Raw genomic sequence first — 16,619 nt, 5'->3', positions numbered from 1 at the left:
CTATGAACAGTGAAACATACCTTGATTTTTGTTTTGTAAGAGAGAAAGCAGGAGATTTCGCAGTTGAAATTGATCGATTGCTTACAGAACTTTTTAAAGATATTCGTCTGAATTGGTACTTAGATGAAAAAACAGAAGATGGAATTGAAATTGTCGTCGCTGAAGTAAAAGGTATGAGCAGATGGCAGTCAGAAGAGGAAACCATTGAGTTTATTGAAGAGCACGCAGATGAAGAATTCTGGCAGTATTTGCAGGGCTATCAGATGAATGTATATCCTGCGAAGAGAGGATGCGGCAGCTGTGGAACATATTAAGATGGAAGATTTACAATCGTTCATTTCAAAAAAGGTTATAGTTGCCATCCTGGATAAAGAGGGTGAAGAGCAGGCTCCATTTGTGCCGAAGGAAATTCAAAGGCTTGAAATATGTCCGGATCAAACTCATTTACGTATTTATTTTGACCTTCGACAATTTTTCGCGGTTCCATTAACAGCTAATGTTTCACTAGCTGATAACGCCTGGACTGCCTATGATCAACAATCTGAATTATATTATGTAATAAAGAAAGAGCGTGAACAAAATGATTAAGAAAATCCAGCTTCCATTACAAACGATGAACTTAATCGCCGGATTTATGATTTGGGTTTTATTATCCTCATTAATGCCGTTTATTAAAGAAGATATTGCGATTCCCGAAAGTAAGCTTGCCCTTGTCACGGCTTTGCCTGTCGTATTAGGTTCTGTACTGAGGGTTCCTTTAGGGTTCTATGCGAACCAGGTTGGGGCTAGAGTAATGTTCTTACTCAGCTTTATCCTCCTATTATTTCCTGTTTATTATATTAGTGCTGCCGACTCCCTGACAGATCTCCTAATTGGTGGACTATTCCTTGGGATTGCAGGGGCAGTTTTCTCTGTCGGAGTAACATCTTTACCGAAATATTACCCAAAGGAACGTCTAGGGTTAGTAAACGGTATTTATGGTGCTGGTAATATAGGAACGGCTATCTCGACATTTGCGGCACCTATGCTTGCTGAGAAATTTGGCTGGACTACTACCGTACAATTCTACTTAGTTCTTCTGGCAATCTTCATTGCAGCTAACTTCTTCTTAGGGGATAGGAAGGAGCCAAAGGTAAAAACTTCACTTGTTGAACAAATTAAAGGCATTTATAAAAATGAAAAGCTATGGCTTTTAAGCTTATTTTACTTTATCACATTCGGTTCCTTCGTTGCCTTTACCGTTTATTTACCAAACTTCCTTGTTACGAATTTTGAATTAGAAAAGGTAGATGCGGGGATTAGAACAGCTGTATTTATTGCAGTGGCTACTGTTATGCGTCCAGTGGGCGGCTGGCTGGCAGACCGTTTCCATTCATTAATTTTGCTCATGTTCACATTTGGGGTCTATACCATTTCAGCTATTATCCTATCATTGGCTCCATCCATTGCATGGTATACTGTAGGCTGCTTGACCATCGCTTTTTGTGCTGGAGTAGGGAATGGTGTTATATTTAAATTAATGCCAATGTATTTTCAAAAGCAAGCAGGTATTGCGAATGGAATTGTTTCCATGATGGGTGGATTAGGAGGCTTTTTCCCGCCAATCCTATTGTCAGTATTATTTAATATAACGGGCCACTATGCAATTGGCTTTATGGCCTTATCAGAGGTTGCGCTTGCTAGCTTAATACTTGTAATCTGGATGTATTACCAGGAAAAAATAGCTATAACAAAAAAGGGAATGCACAGTTCAGCTAAAGAATCTAGATTAAACGTGCTTAATAATAGAGTAAAAAGAGCCTAGACATGATGCCGCTTTATTGGAATAGAAGGTAGCTAGAGAAAGGAGGGATGGAATGAAACCACAGCCGGCAAAGAATACCGTAAGTTCCTACATTATTCAAGCACAGGAACAGGAGCTTAAACGAATTGCTCTTGAGCTTCATGAAGGAGTGGGTCAAACTCTATATAGTCTTTATACAGGTATGCAGCTAATTGAAACAACAGTTGACCAGTCTATGAAAGGGTATATGGAGGATATGACTCAATTGATGGAAAAGACCATTCAAGAAGTAAGACTTTTGGCTGTTGAATTACATCCTCCTACTCTCACGACACTTGGGCTGCTTTCAGCTATGAAAACCTATTTAAAGCTGTATACGTCAACCTACGGTATTGAAGTGGAATTTAACGTCTCAGGAGATGAAGTGGATCTCCCGGAAAAAGAAAGAATCACTCTTTTTCGAGTCTGTCAGGAGGCATTGAATAATATTGCGATGCATGCTGATACGACTCAGGCAAGCATCACATTTGCTTGGAAAACAGAAGGATTATTTATTTCCATTCACGATTTCGGCAAGGGGTTTGAAGTGGAAACAGCTATGAAGCAGTCCACAGGCCTTGCATCCATGATTGAGAGAATGGATTTGATAGGTGGAAGCTGTTCCATATCATCTAAAGTCAAGGACGGGACTGCTATAGAGTTTTCCCTACCGTTATAGTAGAATAATGAAAAAAGGGGCTTGCGTAACGCAATCCCCTTGTTGTATTTAGATTGGTAATCTAAATGAGGGGGAATTGGGCTTGATTAAAATTTTATTATGCGATGATCATGCTGTTGTCAGAATGGGCCTGAAAATGCTGTTAAATAATCATGATGATATGGAAGTTGTCGGGGAAGCATCAGAAGGTAATGAGGGAATCCAGCAGGCGCTTGAACTAAAACCGGATGTAGTGGTAATGGACTTAAGCATGCCTCATGGGAAAGACGGCTTATCGGCTACTTCCGAGCTCAAAAAATTGCTACCTGATATGGCTATCTTAATTCTAACCATGCATGACGATGAGGAATATTTATTCAGAGCCATTCAGGCTGGAGCTTCGGGCTGTATTTTAAAAAGTGCACCACAGGAGGAGCTTTTGCATGCCATTCGCTCTGTATCAGTAGGTAATGCGTATTTACATCCTAACGCAACGAAACGGTTAATGGAGGAGTATTTAGGAAGTGTGAAGCAAGGAAATAATGATACGTTTAATCTTCTTTCCGATCGAGAGAAAGAGGTTCTTACCTTGATCGCTAAGGGATTTTCGAATAAAGAAATTGCTGAACAGTTGTTTATCAGCGTCAAGACAGTTGAAACCCACAAAGGGAACCTAATGGAAAAGCTCCAAATGAAAACAAGACCAGAGCTTGTGGCATTCGCTTTAAAAAAGGGGTTATTAGGCTATGGATTATAAAGAGTGCAATCAGGGCGGTACATGCCGGTATATCGAGTCATGCTGTGAAAAGGTATTGGCTGCATTGAACTGTGACTTTGTTGGCGTGGCCATCCAAAATAGCGATGGACCGGATGTTAAATGGCATTACGCTGCTGGAAACAGTAATGATAAATACATGAGAATTACGGTCCGTTACGGAAAAGGGATAGCCGGCAAAGTCATATCTACTGGAAGGTCAATGACCGTAGAGGATTTTCCTAATCATATTATAGGTAAGCCACTTGAATATCCCATTATGCTTGCTGAGAGGCTTCTATCTGCTTATGCTGTTCCGATTCAGATAAAGGGAATTCCAAAAGGTGTTTTGTTAGTAGGGAATCGAACAAAGAGAACCTTTTCGGAGGAGGAACACCGAGTAGTATTACTGGCCGCAAAGGGGTTGGAGGAAACGTTAAACAGCAACAGGAGGAAATAACATGGACCGGAATAATCCTTTAAATAAGGAAAATAAGAACGATTCTAGTTCAAGTGATGCTACCATTCTTGTAAATGACTCTGGTGTCATTGCATATGCGAATTCACAGGCCTGTGTCTATTTTGGCTATCAAGACCATGAACTAAACGGGATAGAGATTTGTCAACTTATACCAGAAGCTGATCTTGAGAATACAAAAGAGGGGATGATCATTCATCAGTATGGTCAGCATCGGGATGGTCGTTCGATTTCTTTATTCACTCGAGTAAATTCCTTTTTTCTTAGTGAAGAGCATTATTATTTAATAGCTTTTCAGGTAGTGAAAGATCGGTCAAGACTTAACAAACAACAATCGTATCCTTTATATGAGTTAGTTGATTTATTCTATGCTCTCAATGAATCGACGATTGTTGCCTTCACAGACAGTAAAGGGAAAATTACTTACGTGAATAAAAAGTTTTGTGAGGTTTCTAAATTCTCACAAGAGGAGTTGATTGGAAAAGACCATCGAATCATCAATTCTGGGTTCCATTCAAAGGAGTTTATGAAGGAGCTTTGGCGCACGATTTCAGATGGAAGGGTTTGGCAAGGGGAAATAAAAAATAAAGCAAAAGATGGTTCGTTTTATTGGGTAGATACGACGATTGTCCCTTTTCTTGATGAGACAGGAAGGCCTTATAAGTACTTGGCCATTCGCAAGGAAATTACGGATTATAAACGGGTGGTTGAGGAGCTGAAAAAATCCATCCATGAGCTGATGGATTTGGAATTTGCACTGGATGCTTCTTCCATTGTAGCTAAAACAGACCGAAGAGGCATTATTACGTATGTGAATAAACAGTTTTGTCGGGTCTCTCAATATACAAAGGATGAGTTGATTGGGAATGATCATCGTCTCATCAATTCAGGCTATCATTCGAAGGAGTTTTTTGCAGAACTGTGGCAGACCATTGCAAAGGGAAGAGTGTGGAGAGGAGAAGTTAAAAATCGGGCTAAGGATGGCAGCTATTATTGGGTGGATACAACAATTGTTCCGTTTCTTGATGGAAAGGGGAGACCCTATCAGTATCTCGCCATACGTCATGAAATTACGAAGCGAAAAACTGCAGAGGAAGAGCTCCAGAACATGATGACGAAAATCATTGATGTCCAGGAGGAAGAGCGGAAGCGAATATCCCGCGAACTTCACGACGGTATCGGACAAAATCTATATAGTCATTTAATAACGATTAACCGACTCCAATCAGAAATAAGTCATCCACTAATTGATCAGATGCTTGGGGAGGCAACCGCGATTATAGAAGAGCTTCGTGATCTTTCATGGGCACTGCGTCCATCTGTATTAGATGACCTTGGCTTAATTCCAGCCATTCGCTCCTATCTAGTTCGCTATTCTGAATACAGTCAAATTAATGTTCATTTTGACTGCTATCTGCAAACAAGATTAAGTTCAAATAAAGAAATTACGATTTACCGCATTATTCAAGAAGCATTAACGAATATTCGAAAATATGCTCAAACGGATGAAGCCAACGTGATCATTCGTGAAATAGATGACGAAATAAGGGTCGTAATAGAGGATTTTGGAAAAGGCTTTAATCTTGAAGAGGTTTCCCGTGGTGTTGGTCTCTTTAGTATGGAAGAAAGAGCAAGAGCAGTCGGTGGCCTTCTATCTATCCATTCGGTTAAAGAGAAGGGAACAAGAATCGTTTTGGAAGTACCGATGTAGAATGAACCAAACCTTTAGTATTAGGAAGTCTGAGAAATTCGAGCTGTCAGTAAAGCTGACAGCAATTTTCTTTAATTGGCAGGTTTTCATTTGGAGCACATATGGATATTCAAAAATGTATTTGTAAACGATATAGAAGAATGCAAAGGAGGGATGTATGTGAGTGATGATAAAGCTAGGCTTGAGAAAGTACTGAAAGACTCAATCGAAATGGAAGAGGATTTAATGCGTACATATCTAATCAGTGCTGAGAGAGTTGAAGGCGACGATGAGCTAAAGGAACGCCTTGAGAATTTTGCGCAGGGGAATGCGAAACGGACAAAGCAGTTAATCGATGAGCTAAATGAAATGAATGAAGAGTAAAGTTGGTCAAGCTTGCAAAAAAGAGCCGATTTGATGTAGCGGCTCTTTTCAGTATATTATCGAACAATGAACCAGCTGTTTGTTAACTGTTCTTTATTATATTGCAACGGTTGCTTGGTTTCAGAATCTATCACCGCTCCACCTGCTGCTTCGACGATAGCCTGGCCTGCTGCGGTATCCCATTCCATTGTAGGGGCAAAGCGTGGATAGACATTGGCCTTGCCTTCTGCCACTAAACAGAATTTCAATGAACTTCCAGCCGAAATGAGCTCAATCTCTCCATATTCATTTTTTAGTTTCTCGACAAAGGCTTCTGTTTCAGGTGATAAATGGGAGCGACTGGCAACTACTTTATATGTCCCCTCGTGTCCAACCGAGATTTTAACAGAAACCGCTAATAAATCCTGCTCTGATGTAAACTGGTGGGTGCTGTACTGATTTACCTTAAAGGCACCGAGGTGGTTGGAATAATACATCACATCTTTTACAGGAACATATATAACACCTAGGACTGGTTTTTGCTGTTGAACAAGTGCAATATTCACAGTAAACTGTCCGTTGCGGTTCACAAACTCCTTCGTTCCATCCAATGGATCCACAATCCAAAGAGTATTCCATTTTTTTCGTTCCTCGTAAGGTAAATGTAGCCCTTCTTCACTTAGGATTGGAATGGAGGGATATCCCCTGCTTAAATGTTCAACAATAATCTCATGTGATTTACGGTCAGCTAATGTGAGTGGTGAGGCATCCGCTTTTTCTTCTACTTGGAAATCGGTGTGATATATTTCAAGAATTTTTTTACCAGCCTTATAGGCAGCTTTTGTTGTATCGAGTATTTGAATGGTTTCCAGCATATAAATCATCCTTAGAGTTTAATAGTTGCTTCTTTTTTCAAAATAATGAAATAATAAATGAGAGAATTAATGTCATTTTACATAAAAGGAAATCATCCTGCAAATGATTAGGAGGTAATATAATGGATTTACAGTTAGCCGGAAAAAAAGCGTTAATTACAGGAGGCAGTCGCGGAATTGGGAAGGCAGTTGCACGTCAATTGGCACTAGAAGGGGTTGATTGTGTCATATGTTCTAGAAATGAAGAAGCATTAAAAGTCGCAGCTAAGGAAATTAGCGAGGAAACCGGCCGTAATGTATACCCAGTCACTGCGGACTTGGGAAATAAGGATTCTATTCAAAATCTAGTGAAATCCGCTGCAGATTTATTAGGCGGTATCGATATTTTAGTGAATAACGGAGCCCGCGTAAGCGGAAAGGAACCGGAAGGATTTAATGAAATAAGTGAAGAATTGATCCTAAAGGACTTTGAAGAGAAATTTCTCGGCTATTTCCGTTGTACAAGAGCGGTTGCGCCTTATATGAAGGAAAATAATTGGGGCAGGATTATTAATGTGAGTGGCTTGGCAGCTAGAATGGCCGGAAGTGTTAGTGCGGGGGCAAGAAATGTATCGGTTGTGCATTTAACGAAAACTTCATCGATAGAATTAGGTAAATATGGTATAAATGTGAATGCTGTCTATCCTGGATTTACAGAAACAGAAACCATTCATGAACGAATTCCAAATGAAGCGGACCGGGCTAAGCTTGCAAGCTCGAACTCCATCGGTCGTCTGGTCAATGCTCAGGATGTGGCAAATGTAATCACCTTCCTGGCATCACCATTATCCGTCTCCATGAGTGGCGAAGTGCTGTCTCTAACAGGTGGTACAGGTAATGCAGTTCATTATTAATAAACATAAGGACGGATTTTCTGCTTCCAAAAAAGGTCGCAGAAAATCCGTCCTTTCATTTTTAAGAAGCAGAGTATGTACTTGTTATCAGGTATATTTGTGCTGTTTTGGTAAAAATAATCTATGAGGATGATTCAATATCTGTTAATATTTGTCGAAAGATAAAAAATAAATAAAATGAGGTTAGTTAATGGGCGAATTCTTTAAAAATTATCATATAAGTGACGAAATTATTAGGGCACTTACGGATATGAATTACGTAAATCCAACAGAGGTTCAGCTTAAGGTGATTCCGATGGCATTAGAAAAAAAGGATTTGGTGGTTATGTCACAAACAGGAAGTGGAAAGACTGCTGCCTTTGGAATACCGGTATGTGAAATGGTTGAATGGGTTGAGAATAAACCGCAATGTCTGATTTTGACACCTACCCGAGAGCTCGCTGCTCAGATAAAGGAGGATATCACCAATATTGGCAGGTATAAAAGGATAAAAGCTACGGCTATTTACGGTAAGCAATCCTTTGCGAAGCAAAAGCTTGAGCTCAAGCAAAAAACTCATGTTGTTGTCGGCACACCTGGTAGGGTATTAGATCATCTAGAGAAAGGAACCCTGCCGGTTGAAAAATTAAAGTATCTTGTTATTGATGAAGCAGATGAAATGCTGAATATGGGATTTATTGAACAGGTTGAGAGTATCATTCAAAAGCTCCCTGCAGAGCGGGTGACCTCTGTATTTTCAGCAACAATGCCGGAGAGTATTAAACAACTCGTTCATACCTATATGAGGAAACCTGTTGAAATTACAATAGAAGCTTCTGGAATTACGACAGATAGAATTTCTCACAGTCTTATTGATATAAAGGAAGATGAAAAATTCTCCCTTCTAAAGGATTTGACGATGGTTGAGAATCCTGACAGCTGCATGATTTTCTGCCGTACTCAGGAACGAGTCGATGATGTGATGGAGGGGTTGGATCGTGCAGGTTATCCATGTGATAAGCTGCATGGAGGGATGTACCAGGAAGACAGGTTCGCTGTCATGGACGATTTTAAAAGAGGAGAATTTCCCTATCTGGTGGCTACCGATGTAGCAGCAAGAGGTATTGATGTGGAGAATATTAATCTGGTGGTGAATTACGATATTCCAGTGGAAAAGGAAAGCTATGTTCACCGTACGGGAAGAACAGGGAGAGCAGGAAAAGAAGGGAAGGCGGTTACCTTTGTGACCCCTTATGAACAAAAGTATGTAGAGGAAATTGAGCGATATATTGGATTTGCGATTCCGGTAGTGGAACCACCTTCAAAGGAGGAGGTAGAAAACAAAAGGACTTTGTTTGCTGCAAAAATAAATGCTGCCCCGGTTTTGAAGGAGGATAAAGGAGCAAAATTAAATCAAGATATTATGAAGCTATATTTTAACGGCGGCAAGAAAAAGAAGCTGAGAGCCGTTGATTTTGTTGGAACTATTGCCAAATTAGATGGCGTGACAGCTGATGATATTGGCATCATCACCATTGAAGAAAATGCTTCCTTTGTTGAAATCTTGAACGGAAAGGGTCAGGCTGTCCTACAAGCTATGAAGGATAAGACTGTCAAAGGCAAGCGATTAAAGGTGCATAAAGCAAAATAAAGCAAAGGTGTCAGGCACCACAAATGGACAGTTTTAGGTAATTCGTCTTTTTGTGGTGCCTGACACCGATTTTAGTACATTTCTAGCATCTTATGCTGCTGAGCAAATTCAAGCCAATTTCGTTTGTTAGTTGTTCCAAGTTTTTTGCTTATATTTCTTCTATGGTTTTCAACGGTTTTAATGCTGATATTCATTGTTTTGGCAATGTCCACTTGAGTATAACCCTTGATGGTTAAAATAAAAACTTCTTGTTCTCTCGGCGAGAAGGGACTTTTCCAGACGTCATCCTGGATATTAGCATCGATTACTTTTTCATTAGCTATTTTCTTCCCCTTTAAGATTTGTTCTATTGATCTGATGATCGAATCACTTTTCAGCTGTTTAACCAGGTAGCCATCAGCGCCATATTCGAAGGCTTTCTGTTGATAATCTATTTCATCATACATGGAGAAGATAATTATCTTCCCCTTTGGCAGCAGCTTTCGCATTTCTCTTAAGGCATGGAGTCCATCTAATCCTCCGGGCATAGAAAGATCCATTAAGACTAGATCGATTTTGTAATTCGTTGCCTTTTGCAGTGCTTCACGTCCGTCTGAAGCAAATAAGATAGAAGTAATGGGAAAAGAATCCTTTAACAGCATAGCCAGTCCATCACGAACAATTTCATGGTCATCAACAATTAAGGTATTCAATGTTCTTCCCCCTTCTCAATGGTGATATAGCCTTCTATCCTTGTGGACTGTCCATTTTGGCTAATCCACTTAATATCGCCATTAAACATTTTTACTCGTTCCTTCATATGCTTTAAGCCGACACCATTGCCATTTATACTATCTAGATCAAATCCCAGTCCATTATCACTTATTTGGAAATAAAGGACCTGATCAATGGTGTAGATTTCAATTTTTATCTTTGTTGCTTTTCCGTGTCGGATGGCGTTATTGACGGCCTCCTGAATAATTCTAAAAATATGAAGACCTTCCTCTTTCTCGAGCTTTAGGTCATGAGGAATGTTCATTGTCAATGAGAAATCGGCTTTATACAGGTGCTGCCAATCCTCAACAGCGGATCGTAAAGCAGTCTCAAATCCTAGGTTATCAAATAAACGGGGACGTAATTCTTTTGTGAGGCGTTTTAAACAGTGGAGAGTTTGTTCCATCATGACATTCATTTTTTCAAGCTTTTCGTGGTATTCCGGATCCTGAACATGGCGTTTAATTCCATCTAATCCTAAATATATGCTGTAGACACTTTGGCCGATATGGTCATGAAGCTCCATAGCAATTCTTTTGCGTTCGCTTTCCTGGGCAAGCATGGTTTCCTGAATAAGGAGCTCCTGCATTTTCACGGTTTCATCATGATTATTATGACTCGGATTTTTAATCATCAAAACCTGATAGACTTGACCATCTAATTCGTGTTTTTTCATAGACATTTCAAAGTCTGTTTCAGTATTAACGTAATTTGGCATATGCGAACGAAAGCTTGCTAATGGATTTTCGTTTGCTAGAATACAGCGTTCTTCATCTTCATCTACCTGACGTAGCTGACAATAGCTGCAATAGGGTACTGACTCGCCAACCTGCCAGCCTGTAATTCGAAGAGACTGTTCGTTAATGTAAATAATCCTTCTATTTGAATCCATGATAACAATTCCTTCAGACAACTCTGATACTAGCTTTTTAAAATCCTTGTCCTTCATCATTTCACCACCACCAATAGAAAGAGATACCTTATCACTATAAATATACACAGAAAGTAAGGGGAAATTGTGAAAACTAGATGAAATCTCGCATAACAAAAAAGCCCACTCAATCATTGTTCGGATGAAGAGTAGGCTTTGGCATAATTAGTTTACAGCGGCAGCTGGCTTGGTCTTTTGAGGCTTAAACCAGTATTTATTAGCAGCTTTTCCGTAATATGCAATACTTTGCTGCTGTACGATAAAGGCAATGGTAACGATTAGAGCTGCTTCTGCTCCAAAGGAGGTTGCAGCTAATCCTATCGCAATCGACAGGTTTCTAAGTACTGTCCCGTTAACTAAAGCAATTCCATTTTCCCTATCCAGAAATTTTTTAGCCGTAAAGGTACTAATCAAATAGTTGATTGCGTAAAAGACCACTAATACAACAAAAGCAAGGGCAATCAGCTGCAGGTTAGAGAGAATAATAGGGGCCTTCATACTAATACTAACAAACACGACATAAAGCATCCCCCAGTTGCTTAAGGGAGCAAGATTTGGTTTGATTTTCTTTTGGAATTGCTCTAATGTATATTTTTTCAGTAATAGCTTAAAGGTAATATGCCCTAATAGCATTGGTACAAATACCACTAATAAGATGGTTTTCATCGTTTCGAGAATATTAACATCCACATATTTCCCTACCATGGCCAGTAAATACCATGGTGTCAAAAGCGAGCCAAGAGTTAAACCGAAAACGGTTAATTTAACAGCTGCCGGTACATTTCCTTTTTGAATAGCCGTCCATGAAATGGTCATCCCACTGGTAGGTAAAAGAGCTGAAAGCGCCAACCCGGCAAACATAACAGGATGGTTATGTAACAGCAGTTTTCCTAATAAAAACGCGATAACGGGAATAATGACAAAGTTTAATAGTAGAGAATAACCTAATACCTTTGATCCTTTAATCGATGTTAGTTCTTTTACCTTAAATCCAACCATTGTGGCATATATCATAATAATGGTTCCAATTAATATTGTAGGCTGCAAAAAGCTGGTATCAATAGCAGTACCAATAATGAATCCGAGTATTAATGTTAACGGGACACTCAAAAGCAGGTGTTTTTGTGGAAAAACATAAAGCTTTCGCATGCAACAGCACTTCCTTATGGTAAATTTAATGACTCCATTATACCCCAAGGGGTATAATGGAGTCTAGTGTTTACTTTTACCTAATATATGGTTGATTTATGTGACACGACAAATCGGTTTTATTGCTTTGAATGTCCAGGCGGGAATAAGGCGACCTTTAGTATTCTAATTCCTAAGGAACTAAGTCTAACTAATTGGTAAATTTTACATTGTCTAATGAAAAATGTTCTCTTTGTTGGCTTCATTTCATTACTTAATTGCATATTCATTCTCCTCTCTTATTCTGGAATCAAACTCCAGCCAAGATTTCCTTTCATTTTATACATAAACATTGTGTGTAAAGACCGTTTCATCCAGGCACCAGCAAGCCCAATCTCCATATCTGTTATTTTTAGATCTCTTCCATAATCAGGATATTTTTCATAATCAGGTGTCACTGGATACATGACGATGGATGCTGCTGAACCATTCCATGTCGATTTGCCAATGGAAGCAATACATGCACCAGGCATTTCTGTCATCGATTCATGGTGGGAAGGCTGCTTACCATGTATCATATCGACAATATTGAGTGCAGCAATCTTACCAATTATTCCTGATGCCATCCCCGTACGAGGAACAGTGGCCGTGATAACCGTTCCATTCTTCGTGATATGTGGCTTTGAAACAGATCCTGGTGGTGCGAAGGCAATTCCAGCTGCAAATATATTTGGATAGAACGGAGATTGATAGGTGGAAGGCCAATCTGTTGCCTTAAGCTCCTCCCATTTCTTTCCGTACCCTCCATCGACCAGCATGAAACCGGCAGGGTTTGTTAGTTTTGCTGAAATATCGTTTCCATCTTGGTCGATATATTTAATTTTCGTTCCCTTGAATTGCGGAATCAGCATCGCAAAATCATATTCTGTTTCGCCAAATTCGCCTTGATAGTTTTCCCAGTAGACCTTTCCCTTTTCTACCTTTGTAACGGCTGTTTGAACCTGATAGTAGATGTTTTGCTCAGAGAATAGAGATTTCATAAATGATTCTGACTTCATAATATAGCCGTGCTTGGAAGCGTGTACACCGCCAACCCCAAGGTCTCCTAAGTGTGGTTCGTTTGACATCCACATAATGGTTGCTTTATCTCTTAATCCTCTTTTAACAAGATCATTATGCATATTTGTAATGTATTCTAGAGCAGCACCCTGACAGGTAGCCTGACCATGCCCGGTTCCAATAAGAAGCTTTACCTTTTCACCCTTCTCCATTCTTTTTACCTGTTCAAGATAGGCATCACGTGCCATTTTGGCATGATGAATATTACAAATGGAATGTGATGTATCATGATCAGGTCCTAATCCTTCTGTGCCTTCAAAATTCAAATGCGGTCCAGTTGCATTTATTAGATAGTCATATCTTATTTTTTGCTGCTGTCCATCCTTTGTCTCCACTAAAACAAACTGATCATCAGGGTGTATCTCTTTTGCAAAAGCCTGAACAAAATGAATATTGTGTTTTTTGAAGACAGGCGCTAATTCAAACATTGTTTTTTCCGGAGCCATTTGTCCAATTCCAACCCATACTAATGAAGGAATGTACGTAAAGCGTGGCCAAGGATTAATAACAGTTACATCGTGCTCCTTACCCAATTTCTTTCTTAAATATAAAGCAGCTGTTTGACCAGAAAATCCGGCTCCTATCACAACTACATGCGACATATGAAATCCTCCTTGTTTTTAATACTAACTAGGGTATAAAAATGATGAAAAATTTTAGTTAATTCCTTTTTGTAGTTAAAAGATACCATGTTTTACATCGTTACAAAAAGAATAAAAACCATATTTATAAGCAAATAGGGGATTACCCCTAATTGAGTTCGTTAAGTGGTAAAAGTATTGAACATTTAAAGAAATCCAGTATAAAATGGGTTCACCAATACCGAGCAGGGTATAAAAAGAAAGGATGATTACGTTTGAAGAAAAATTTAGGAGAAAGCTATAATCCGCTTTATTTTCTAGCTGCATTAGGAAGCGGGGGGCTAGGAGTTTCTTTTTTCATGTATTTCATGTTTTTAATTAAACATCCGGGCAGACCAATGGCTAATTTTGAACATATCTTTCCCGTTTTAACTGGAGACAATCTATTAGTCAGTATTTTAACAGGAGCAGCTCTTCTATTAATACTAATCTTTGCTTATAAGCATTTCCGACTACTTGCATGGAATGTTAGAGAGTATAGGATTTTTAAAAGAACGGCAGCCTATCAAAAGCTGAAAAGCTCAAATGCAGAAGTAACATTAATGGCGATTCCGTTAACCCTAGGGATGACGATTAATGTCCTATTTATCTTAGCTGGCGTTTTTGTGCCAAATCTATGGAATTATGTGGAGTATATGTTCCCATTTGCATTGCTTGGATTTTTTGCCATTGGTGTTTATGCAATGGTCCTTTTCAAGAATTATTTTACTCGCTTCATTCTTAATGGGGATTTAGATTTTGTCCAAAATAATAATTTAAGTCATATGCTAACGGTGTTTGCCTTTGCGATGATTGCAGTTGGTTTTGCAGCACCTGCGGCCATGAGTCATACACTTGCCATATCTGTAATTGGAACGGTGATGTCCATTTTCTTTGGTAGTATTGCATTTCTGTTAATGTTCTTGAAGATGACTCTAGGTTTTAAGTCTATTTTCAAGCAGGGGATTGATAAAGCAGGCAGTCCGAGCATTTGGATGGCGATTCCTATTTTAACTCTATTAGGTATTACATTTGTCCGTCTATACAGTGGCATAAACCATAATCTTCTTCACATTCAAGAGCCGTCTGCGATTCCATTATTTGTTGTCTTAACCATCTTTGTTTCTATTCAAGTAATGTTTGGATTAATCGGTTATACTGTCCTTAGTAAAAATGGTTATTTTAATGAGATGACTAAAGGTAAGGGAAAAAGCCCTGGAAGCTTTTCCTTAATCTGTCCAGGTGTAGCGTTCATGGTTCTCGGAATGTTCTTTGTTCATTGGGGTTTTGTAAAAACAGGAGTGATTACACCATTTTCCATTGTTCACTATGTCATGCTGGCTCCATTTGTCCTTGTACAGCTCAAAACCATGCAAGTATTGCTTAGATTAAACAAGAAGCTATTTTCTAAAACAAAGGAGGATGCTCCATTTGTAATTCCTACAGGAACAAATAACTAAACCACAATATAAATCTGAGATTCTCATAAATAACAGGGGATGGTTCTCTTGCTTCAGCATAAGCGAGAATAACCATCCCCTTTCTTTTCGCTTTAGATAAGATGTCATCCTTTTTGTCCTTTATTAACTATTATATAATTAAGTTATAAGGTACAAGAATATACCAAAACGAGGTGAAGTCATGACAGGTACTATCACTGTTATTATGATTTTTTCGATACCCATCATAGCGATTATTACAGCCCATTTTCAAAAGCAATTGAAAATCAAGCGAGGTATGCTGAAGGATGAAATAGAGCTAGAAAAGCTTAAGCATGAAAACTATTTATTAGAAACAGAGAAAATGAGGCTTGAATTAGAAAAGATGAAGCAGAATACAATGGAGAACCCTTTTGATATAAAAAAATAATAATAGTTTTCATGAATATGACCTCTTTAAAGCTTGACATGGTGCAGGATGTCAACCTTTTGAAGAGGTGTTTTTCTACTATTGGCAAGCTTTATCGTTTTCCGACATGGCTAACGGTGTTGTTTTAGCTATCCCATAACCATTATTTACTTGTGTAGATGTTGATGGCATCTCTGAGGAATTCAGCGATACCTGGTTGGTTCTTATCGTAATAGGCTTTGAAGCGTTTGTCGTCAACATACATTTGTGCCAAGCCTGCATGGGCTTCTTTATTATATTCATGCCAATAGAAGCAAAGCCATTGCTTGTGGAGGTCAGCTGCCTTTTGTGCCAATTCTCCGGCTGGGTCATCTGTCGCAAAAGCCTCTGCTAATGTTTCGTGTAGCTGCTTCTCTAATGTAGTTACTTTTTCGTATTCTTCCTGTGACATGTTCATAAATTTTTCATTTGATTTATTAACCGTTTTTTCACCATACTTTTGGCGGATTTCTTCACCATATTTCTTTTCGTTTTCTTCAATCATTTTTTTCTTAAAGCCTTCAAACTTTTCTTTGTTAGCCATTGTTATTCTCCCTTCCTTTGAGGCGATTGTTTTATTGACATTTTCAATTAACAAATCGAGCTGTTTTCTTTTTTCAAGGAGCTTTTGCAGATGATCCCGAAGCGCTTTCGTGCCATCAAAGTTTGGATCTGTCACGACTTCTTTTATGTTATTTAACTCTAAACCTAATTCTCTAAAGAAAAGAATTTGCTGTAGTGTATCTACCTCAGCCTGACCGTAAATCCGATAGCCTGATGAATTGATTCTTGCCGGCTTTAGAATTCCAATTTCATCATAGTAGCGGAGTGTTCGGGTGCTGACTCCTGCCAGCTTTGCCAGTTTTTGCACGGTGTATTCCATCATCTCAAACCTCCCTGTAACTACACGATACACCTTTACGTAACGTCAATGTCAACTCGTTTATTAGGTTTTTTTATCTCTGCAAAAGTCAGAATCTGTTTTTGAGCATCATTATCGGGGAGGTTTTTGTAAATG

Annotated in this window: 18 protein-coding genes; 12 read left to right on the top strand and 6 right to left on the bottom strand. The window is 39.0% G+C overall.

Annotated features, from left to right (window positions below):
* Positions 1–2 precede the first annotated feature (2 nt).
* From BQ5321_RS20635 to BQ5321_RS20600, 8 genes are all read left to right on the top strand, one after another.
* On the top strand, positions 3–314 hold the full coding sequence (locus BQ5321_RS20635) for a hypothetical protein (protein WP_071396269.1): 312 nt from the start codon (positions 3–5) through the stop codon (positions 312–314).
* Positions 301–588, top strand: coding sequence for a hypothetical protein (locus BQ5321_RS20630; RefSeq protein WP_071396268.1), 288 nt, complete (start codon positions 301–303; stop codon positions 586–588). The genes BQ5321_RS20635 and BQ5321_RS20630 overlap by 14 nt, the downstream gene beginning before the upstream one ends.
* Complete coding sequence (locus BQ5321_RS20625; protein ID WP_084786874.1) at positions 581–1,804, top strand: nitrate/nitrite transporter; 1,224 nt, start codon at positions 581–583, stop codon at positions 1,802–1,804. The genes BQ5321_RS20630 and BQ5321_RS20625 overlap by 8 nt, the downstream gene beginning before the upstream one ends.
* Before the next feature lie 52 nt (positions 1,805–1,856).
* Positions 1,857–2,501: a sensor histidine kinase gene (locus BQ5321_RS20620; RefSeq protein ID WP_071396267.1), complete on the top strand. Its 645-nt coding sequence runs from the start codon at positions 1,857–1,859 to the stop codon at positions 2,499–2,501.
* An 82-nt stretch (positions 2,502–2,583) separates the two neighbouring features.
* Complete coding sequence (locus BQ5321_RS20615) at positions 2,584–3,237, top strand: response regulator (RefSeq protein ID WP_071396266.1); 654 nt, start codon at positions 2,584–2,586, stop codon at positions 3,235–3,237.
* Positions 3,227–3,694, top strand: coding sequence for a GAF domain-containing protein (locus BQ5321_RS20610; protein WP_071396265.1), 468 nt, complete (start codon positions 3,227–3,229; stop codon positions 3,692–3,694). Before BQ5321_RS20615 ends, BQ5321_RS20610 begins: the two co-directional genes overlap by 11 nt.
* Before the next feature lies 1 nt (position 3,695).
* Positions 3,696–5,423, top strand: a complete 1,728-nt coding sequence (locus BQ5321_RS20605) for a PAS domain-containing sensor histidine kinase (protein ID WP_071396264.1) — start codon at positions 3,696–3,698, stop codon at positions 5,421–5,423.
* Positions 5,424–5,582: 159 nt separating this feature from the next.
* Positions 5,583–5,786 carry a hypothetical protein gene (locus BQ5321_RS20600; RefSeq protein WP_234978434.1) on the top strand — a complete coding sequence of 68 codons (204 nt, stop codon included), beginning with the start codon at positions 5,583–5,585 and terminating at the stop codon, positions 5,784–5,786.
* Between the two features lie 56 nt (positions 5,787–5,842).
* Here BQ5321_RS20600 and cysQ read toward each other — a convergent pair whose 3' ends face one another.
* Positions 5,843–6,640: a 3'(2'),5'-bisphosphate nucleotidase CysQ gene (cysQ, locus tag BQ5321_RS20595; protein WP_200798715.1), complete on the bottom strand. Its 798-nt coding sequence runs from the start codon at positions 6,638–6,640 to the stop codon at positions 5,843–5,845.
* 122 nt (positions 6,641–6,762) lie between these two features.
* Between cysQ and BQ5321_RS20590 the strand changes: the two genes are divergently transcribed.
* Positions 6,763–7,533, top strand: coding sequence for an SDR family NAD(P)-dependent oxidoreductase (locus BQ5321_RS20590; RefSeq protein ID WP_071396262.1), 771 nt, complete (start codon positions 6,763–6,765; stop codon positions 7,531–7,533).
* Between the two features lie 190 nt (positions 7,534–7,723).
* Complete coding sequence (locus tag BQ5321_RS20585; protein WP_071396261.1) at positions 7,724–9,163, top strand: DEAD/DEAH box helicase; 1,440 nt, start codon at positions 7,724–7,726, stop codon at positions 9,161–9,163.
* Between the two features lie 71 nt (positions 9,164–9,234).
* On the opposite strand, the gene BQ5321_RS20580 is transcribed toward BQ5321_RS20585, so the two are convergent.
* The 4 genes from BQ5321_RS20580 to BQ5321_RS20565 form a co-directional block, all read right to left on the bottom strand.
* On the bottom strand, positions 9,235–9,855 hold the full coding sequence (locus tag BQ5321_RS20580; RefSeq protein ID WP_071396260.1) for a response regulator transcription factor: 621 nt from the start codon (positions 9,853–9,855) through the stop codon (positions 9,235–9,237).
* The gene (locus BQ5321_RS20575) at positions 9,852–10,868 is read right to left on the bottom strand and encodes a sensor histidine kinase (protein WP_071396259.1); all 1,017 of its coding nucleotides are present in this window, start codon (positions 10,866–10,868) and stop codon (positions 9,852–9,854) included. Before BQ5321_RS20575 ends, BQ5321_RS20580 begins: the two co-directional genes overlap by 4 nt.
* Before the next feature lie 144 nt (positions 10,869–11,012).
* Positions 11,013–11,996, bottom strand: coding sequence for an arsenic resistance protein (locus BQ5321_RS20570; RefSeq protein WP_071396258.1), 984 nt, complete (start codon positions 11,994–11,996; stop codon positions 11,013–11,015).
* A 278-nt stretch (positions 11,997–12,274) separates the two neighbouring features.
* Complete coding sequence (locus tag BQ5321_RS20565) at positions 12,275–13,696, bottom strand: NAD(P)/FAD-dependent oxidoreductase (protein ID WP_071396257.1); 1,422 nt, start codon at positions 13,694–13,696, stop codon at positions 12,275–12,277.
* A 254-nt stretch (positions 13,697–13,950) separates the two neighbouring features.
* On the opposite strand from BQ5321_RS20565, the gene BQ5321_RS20560 reads away from it, so the two are divergent.
* Positions 13,951–15,174 (top strand): TsoY family (seleno)protein, encoded by a 1,224-nt coding sequence (locus BQ5321_RS20560; protein WP_071396256.1) that lies wholly within the window; start codon positions 13,951–13,953, stop codon positions 15,172–15,174.
* Between the two features lie 181 nt (positions 15,175–15,355).
* Complete coding sequence (locus BQ5321_RS20555; protein WP_071396255.1) at positions 15,356–15,583, top strand: hypothetical protein; 228 nt, start codon at positions 15,356–15,358, stop codon at positions 15,581–15,583.
* A 142-nt stretch (positions 15,584–15,725) separates the two neighbouring features.
* Here the strand turns inward: BQ5321_RS20555 and BQ5321_RS20550 are convergent, their stop codons facing one another.
* Positions 15,726–16,484: a MerR family transcriptional regulator gene (locus BQ5321_RS20550; protein WP_071396254.1), complete on the bottom strand. Its 759-nt coding sequence runs from the start codon at positions 16,482–16,484 to the stop codon at positions 15,726–15,728.
* Positions 16,485–16,619 lie beyond the last annotated feature (135 nt).

The sequence above is a fragment of the Bacillus tuaregi genome (genome assembly GCF_900104575.1).
GTDB lineage: Bacteria > Bacillota > Bacilli > Bacillales > Cytobacillaceae > Bacillus_BD > Bacillus_BD tuaregi.
This window is presented reverse-complemented; position numbering and strand designations above follow the sequence as displayed.

Excerpts from the sequence above, each read along its gene's own strand:
- BQ5321_RS20635 (WP_071396269.1), top strand. The coding sequence starts at position 3 with ATGAACAGTGAAACATACCTTGATTTTTGTTTTGTAAGAGAGAAAGCA.
- BQ5321_RS20625 (WP_084786874.1), top strand. The coding sequence starts at position 581 with ATGATTAAGAAAATCCAGCTTCCATTACAAACGATGAACTTAATCGCC.
- BQ5321_RS20620 (WP_071396267.1), top strand. The coding sequence starts at position 1,857 with ATGAAACCACAGCCGGCAAAGAATACCGTAAGTTCCTACATTATTCAA.
- BQ5321_RS20610 (WP_071396265.1), top strand. The coding sequence starts at position 3,227 with ATGGATTATAAAGAGTGCAATCAGGGCGGTACATGCCGGTATATCGAG.
- BQ5321_RS20605 (WP_071396264.1), top strand. The coding sequence starts at position 3,696 with ATGGACCGGAATAATCCTTTAAATAAGGAAAATAAGAACGATTCTAGT.
- cysQ (WP_200798715.1), bottom strand. The coding sequence starts at position 6,640 with ATGCTGGAAACCATTCAAATACTCGATACAACAAAAGCTGCCTATAAG.
- BQ5321_RS20590 (WP_071396262.1), top strand. The coding sequence starts at position 6,763 with ATGGATTTACAGTTAGCCGGAAAAAAAGCGTTAATTACAGGAGGCAGT.
- BQ5321_RS20585 (WP_071396261.1), top strand. The coding sequence starts at position 7,724 with ATGGGCGAATTCTTTAAAAATTATCATATAAGTGACGAAATTATTAGG.
- BQ5321_RS20575 (WP_071396259.1), bottom strand. The coding sequence starts at position 10,868 with ATGATGAAGGACAAGGATTTTAAAAAGCTAGTATCAGAGTTGTCTGAA.
- BQ5321_RS20570 (WP_071396258.1), bottom strand. The coding sequence starts at position 11,996 with ATGCGAAAGCTTTATGTTTTTCCACAAAAACACCTGCTTTTGAGTGTC.
- BQ5321_RS20565 (WP_071396257.1), bottom strand. The coding sequence starts at position 13,696 with ATGTCGCATGTAGTTGTGATAGGAGCCGGATTTTCTGGTCAAACAGCT.
- BQ5321_RS20555 (WP_071396255.1), top strand. The coding sequence starts at position 15,356 with ATGACAGGTACTATCACTGTTATTATGATTTTTTCGATACCCATCATA.
- BQ5321_RS20550 (WP_071396254.1), bottom strand. The coding sequence starts at position 16,484 with ATGGAATACACCGTGCAAAAACTGGCAAAGCTGGCAGGAGTCAGCACC.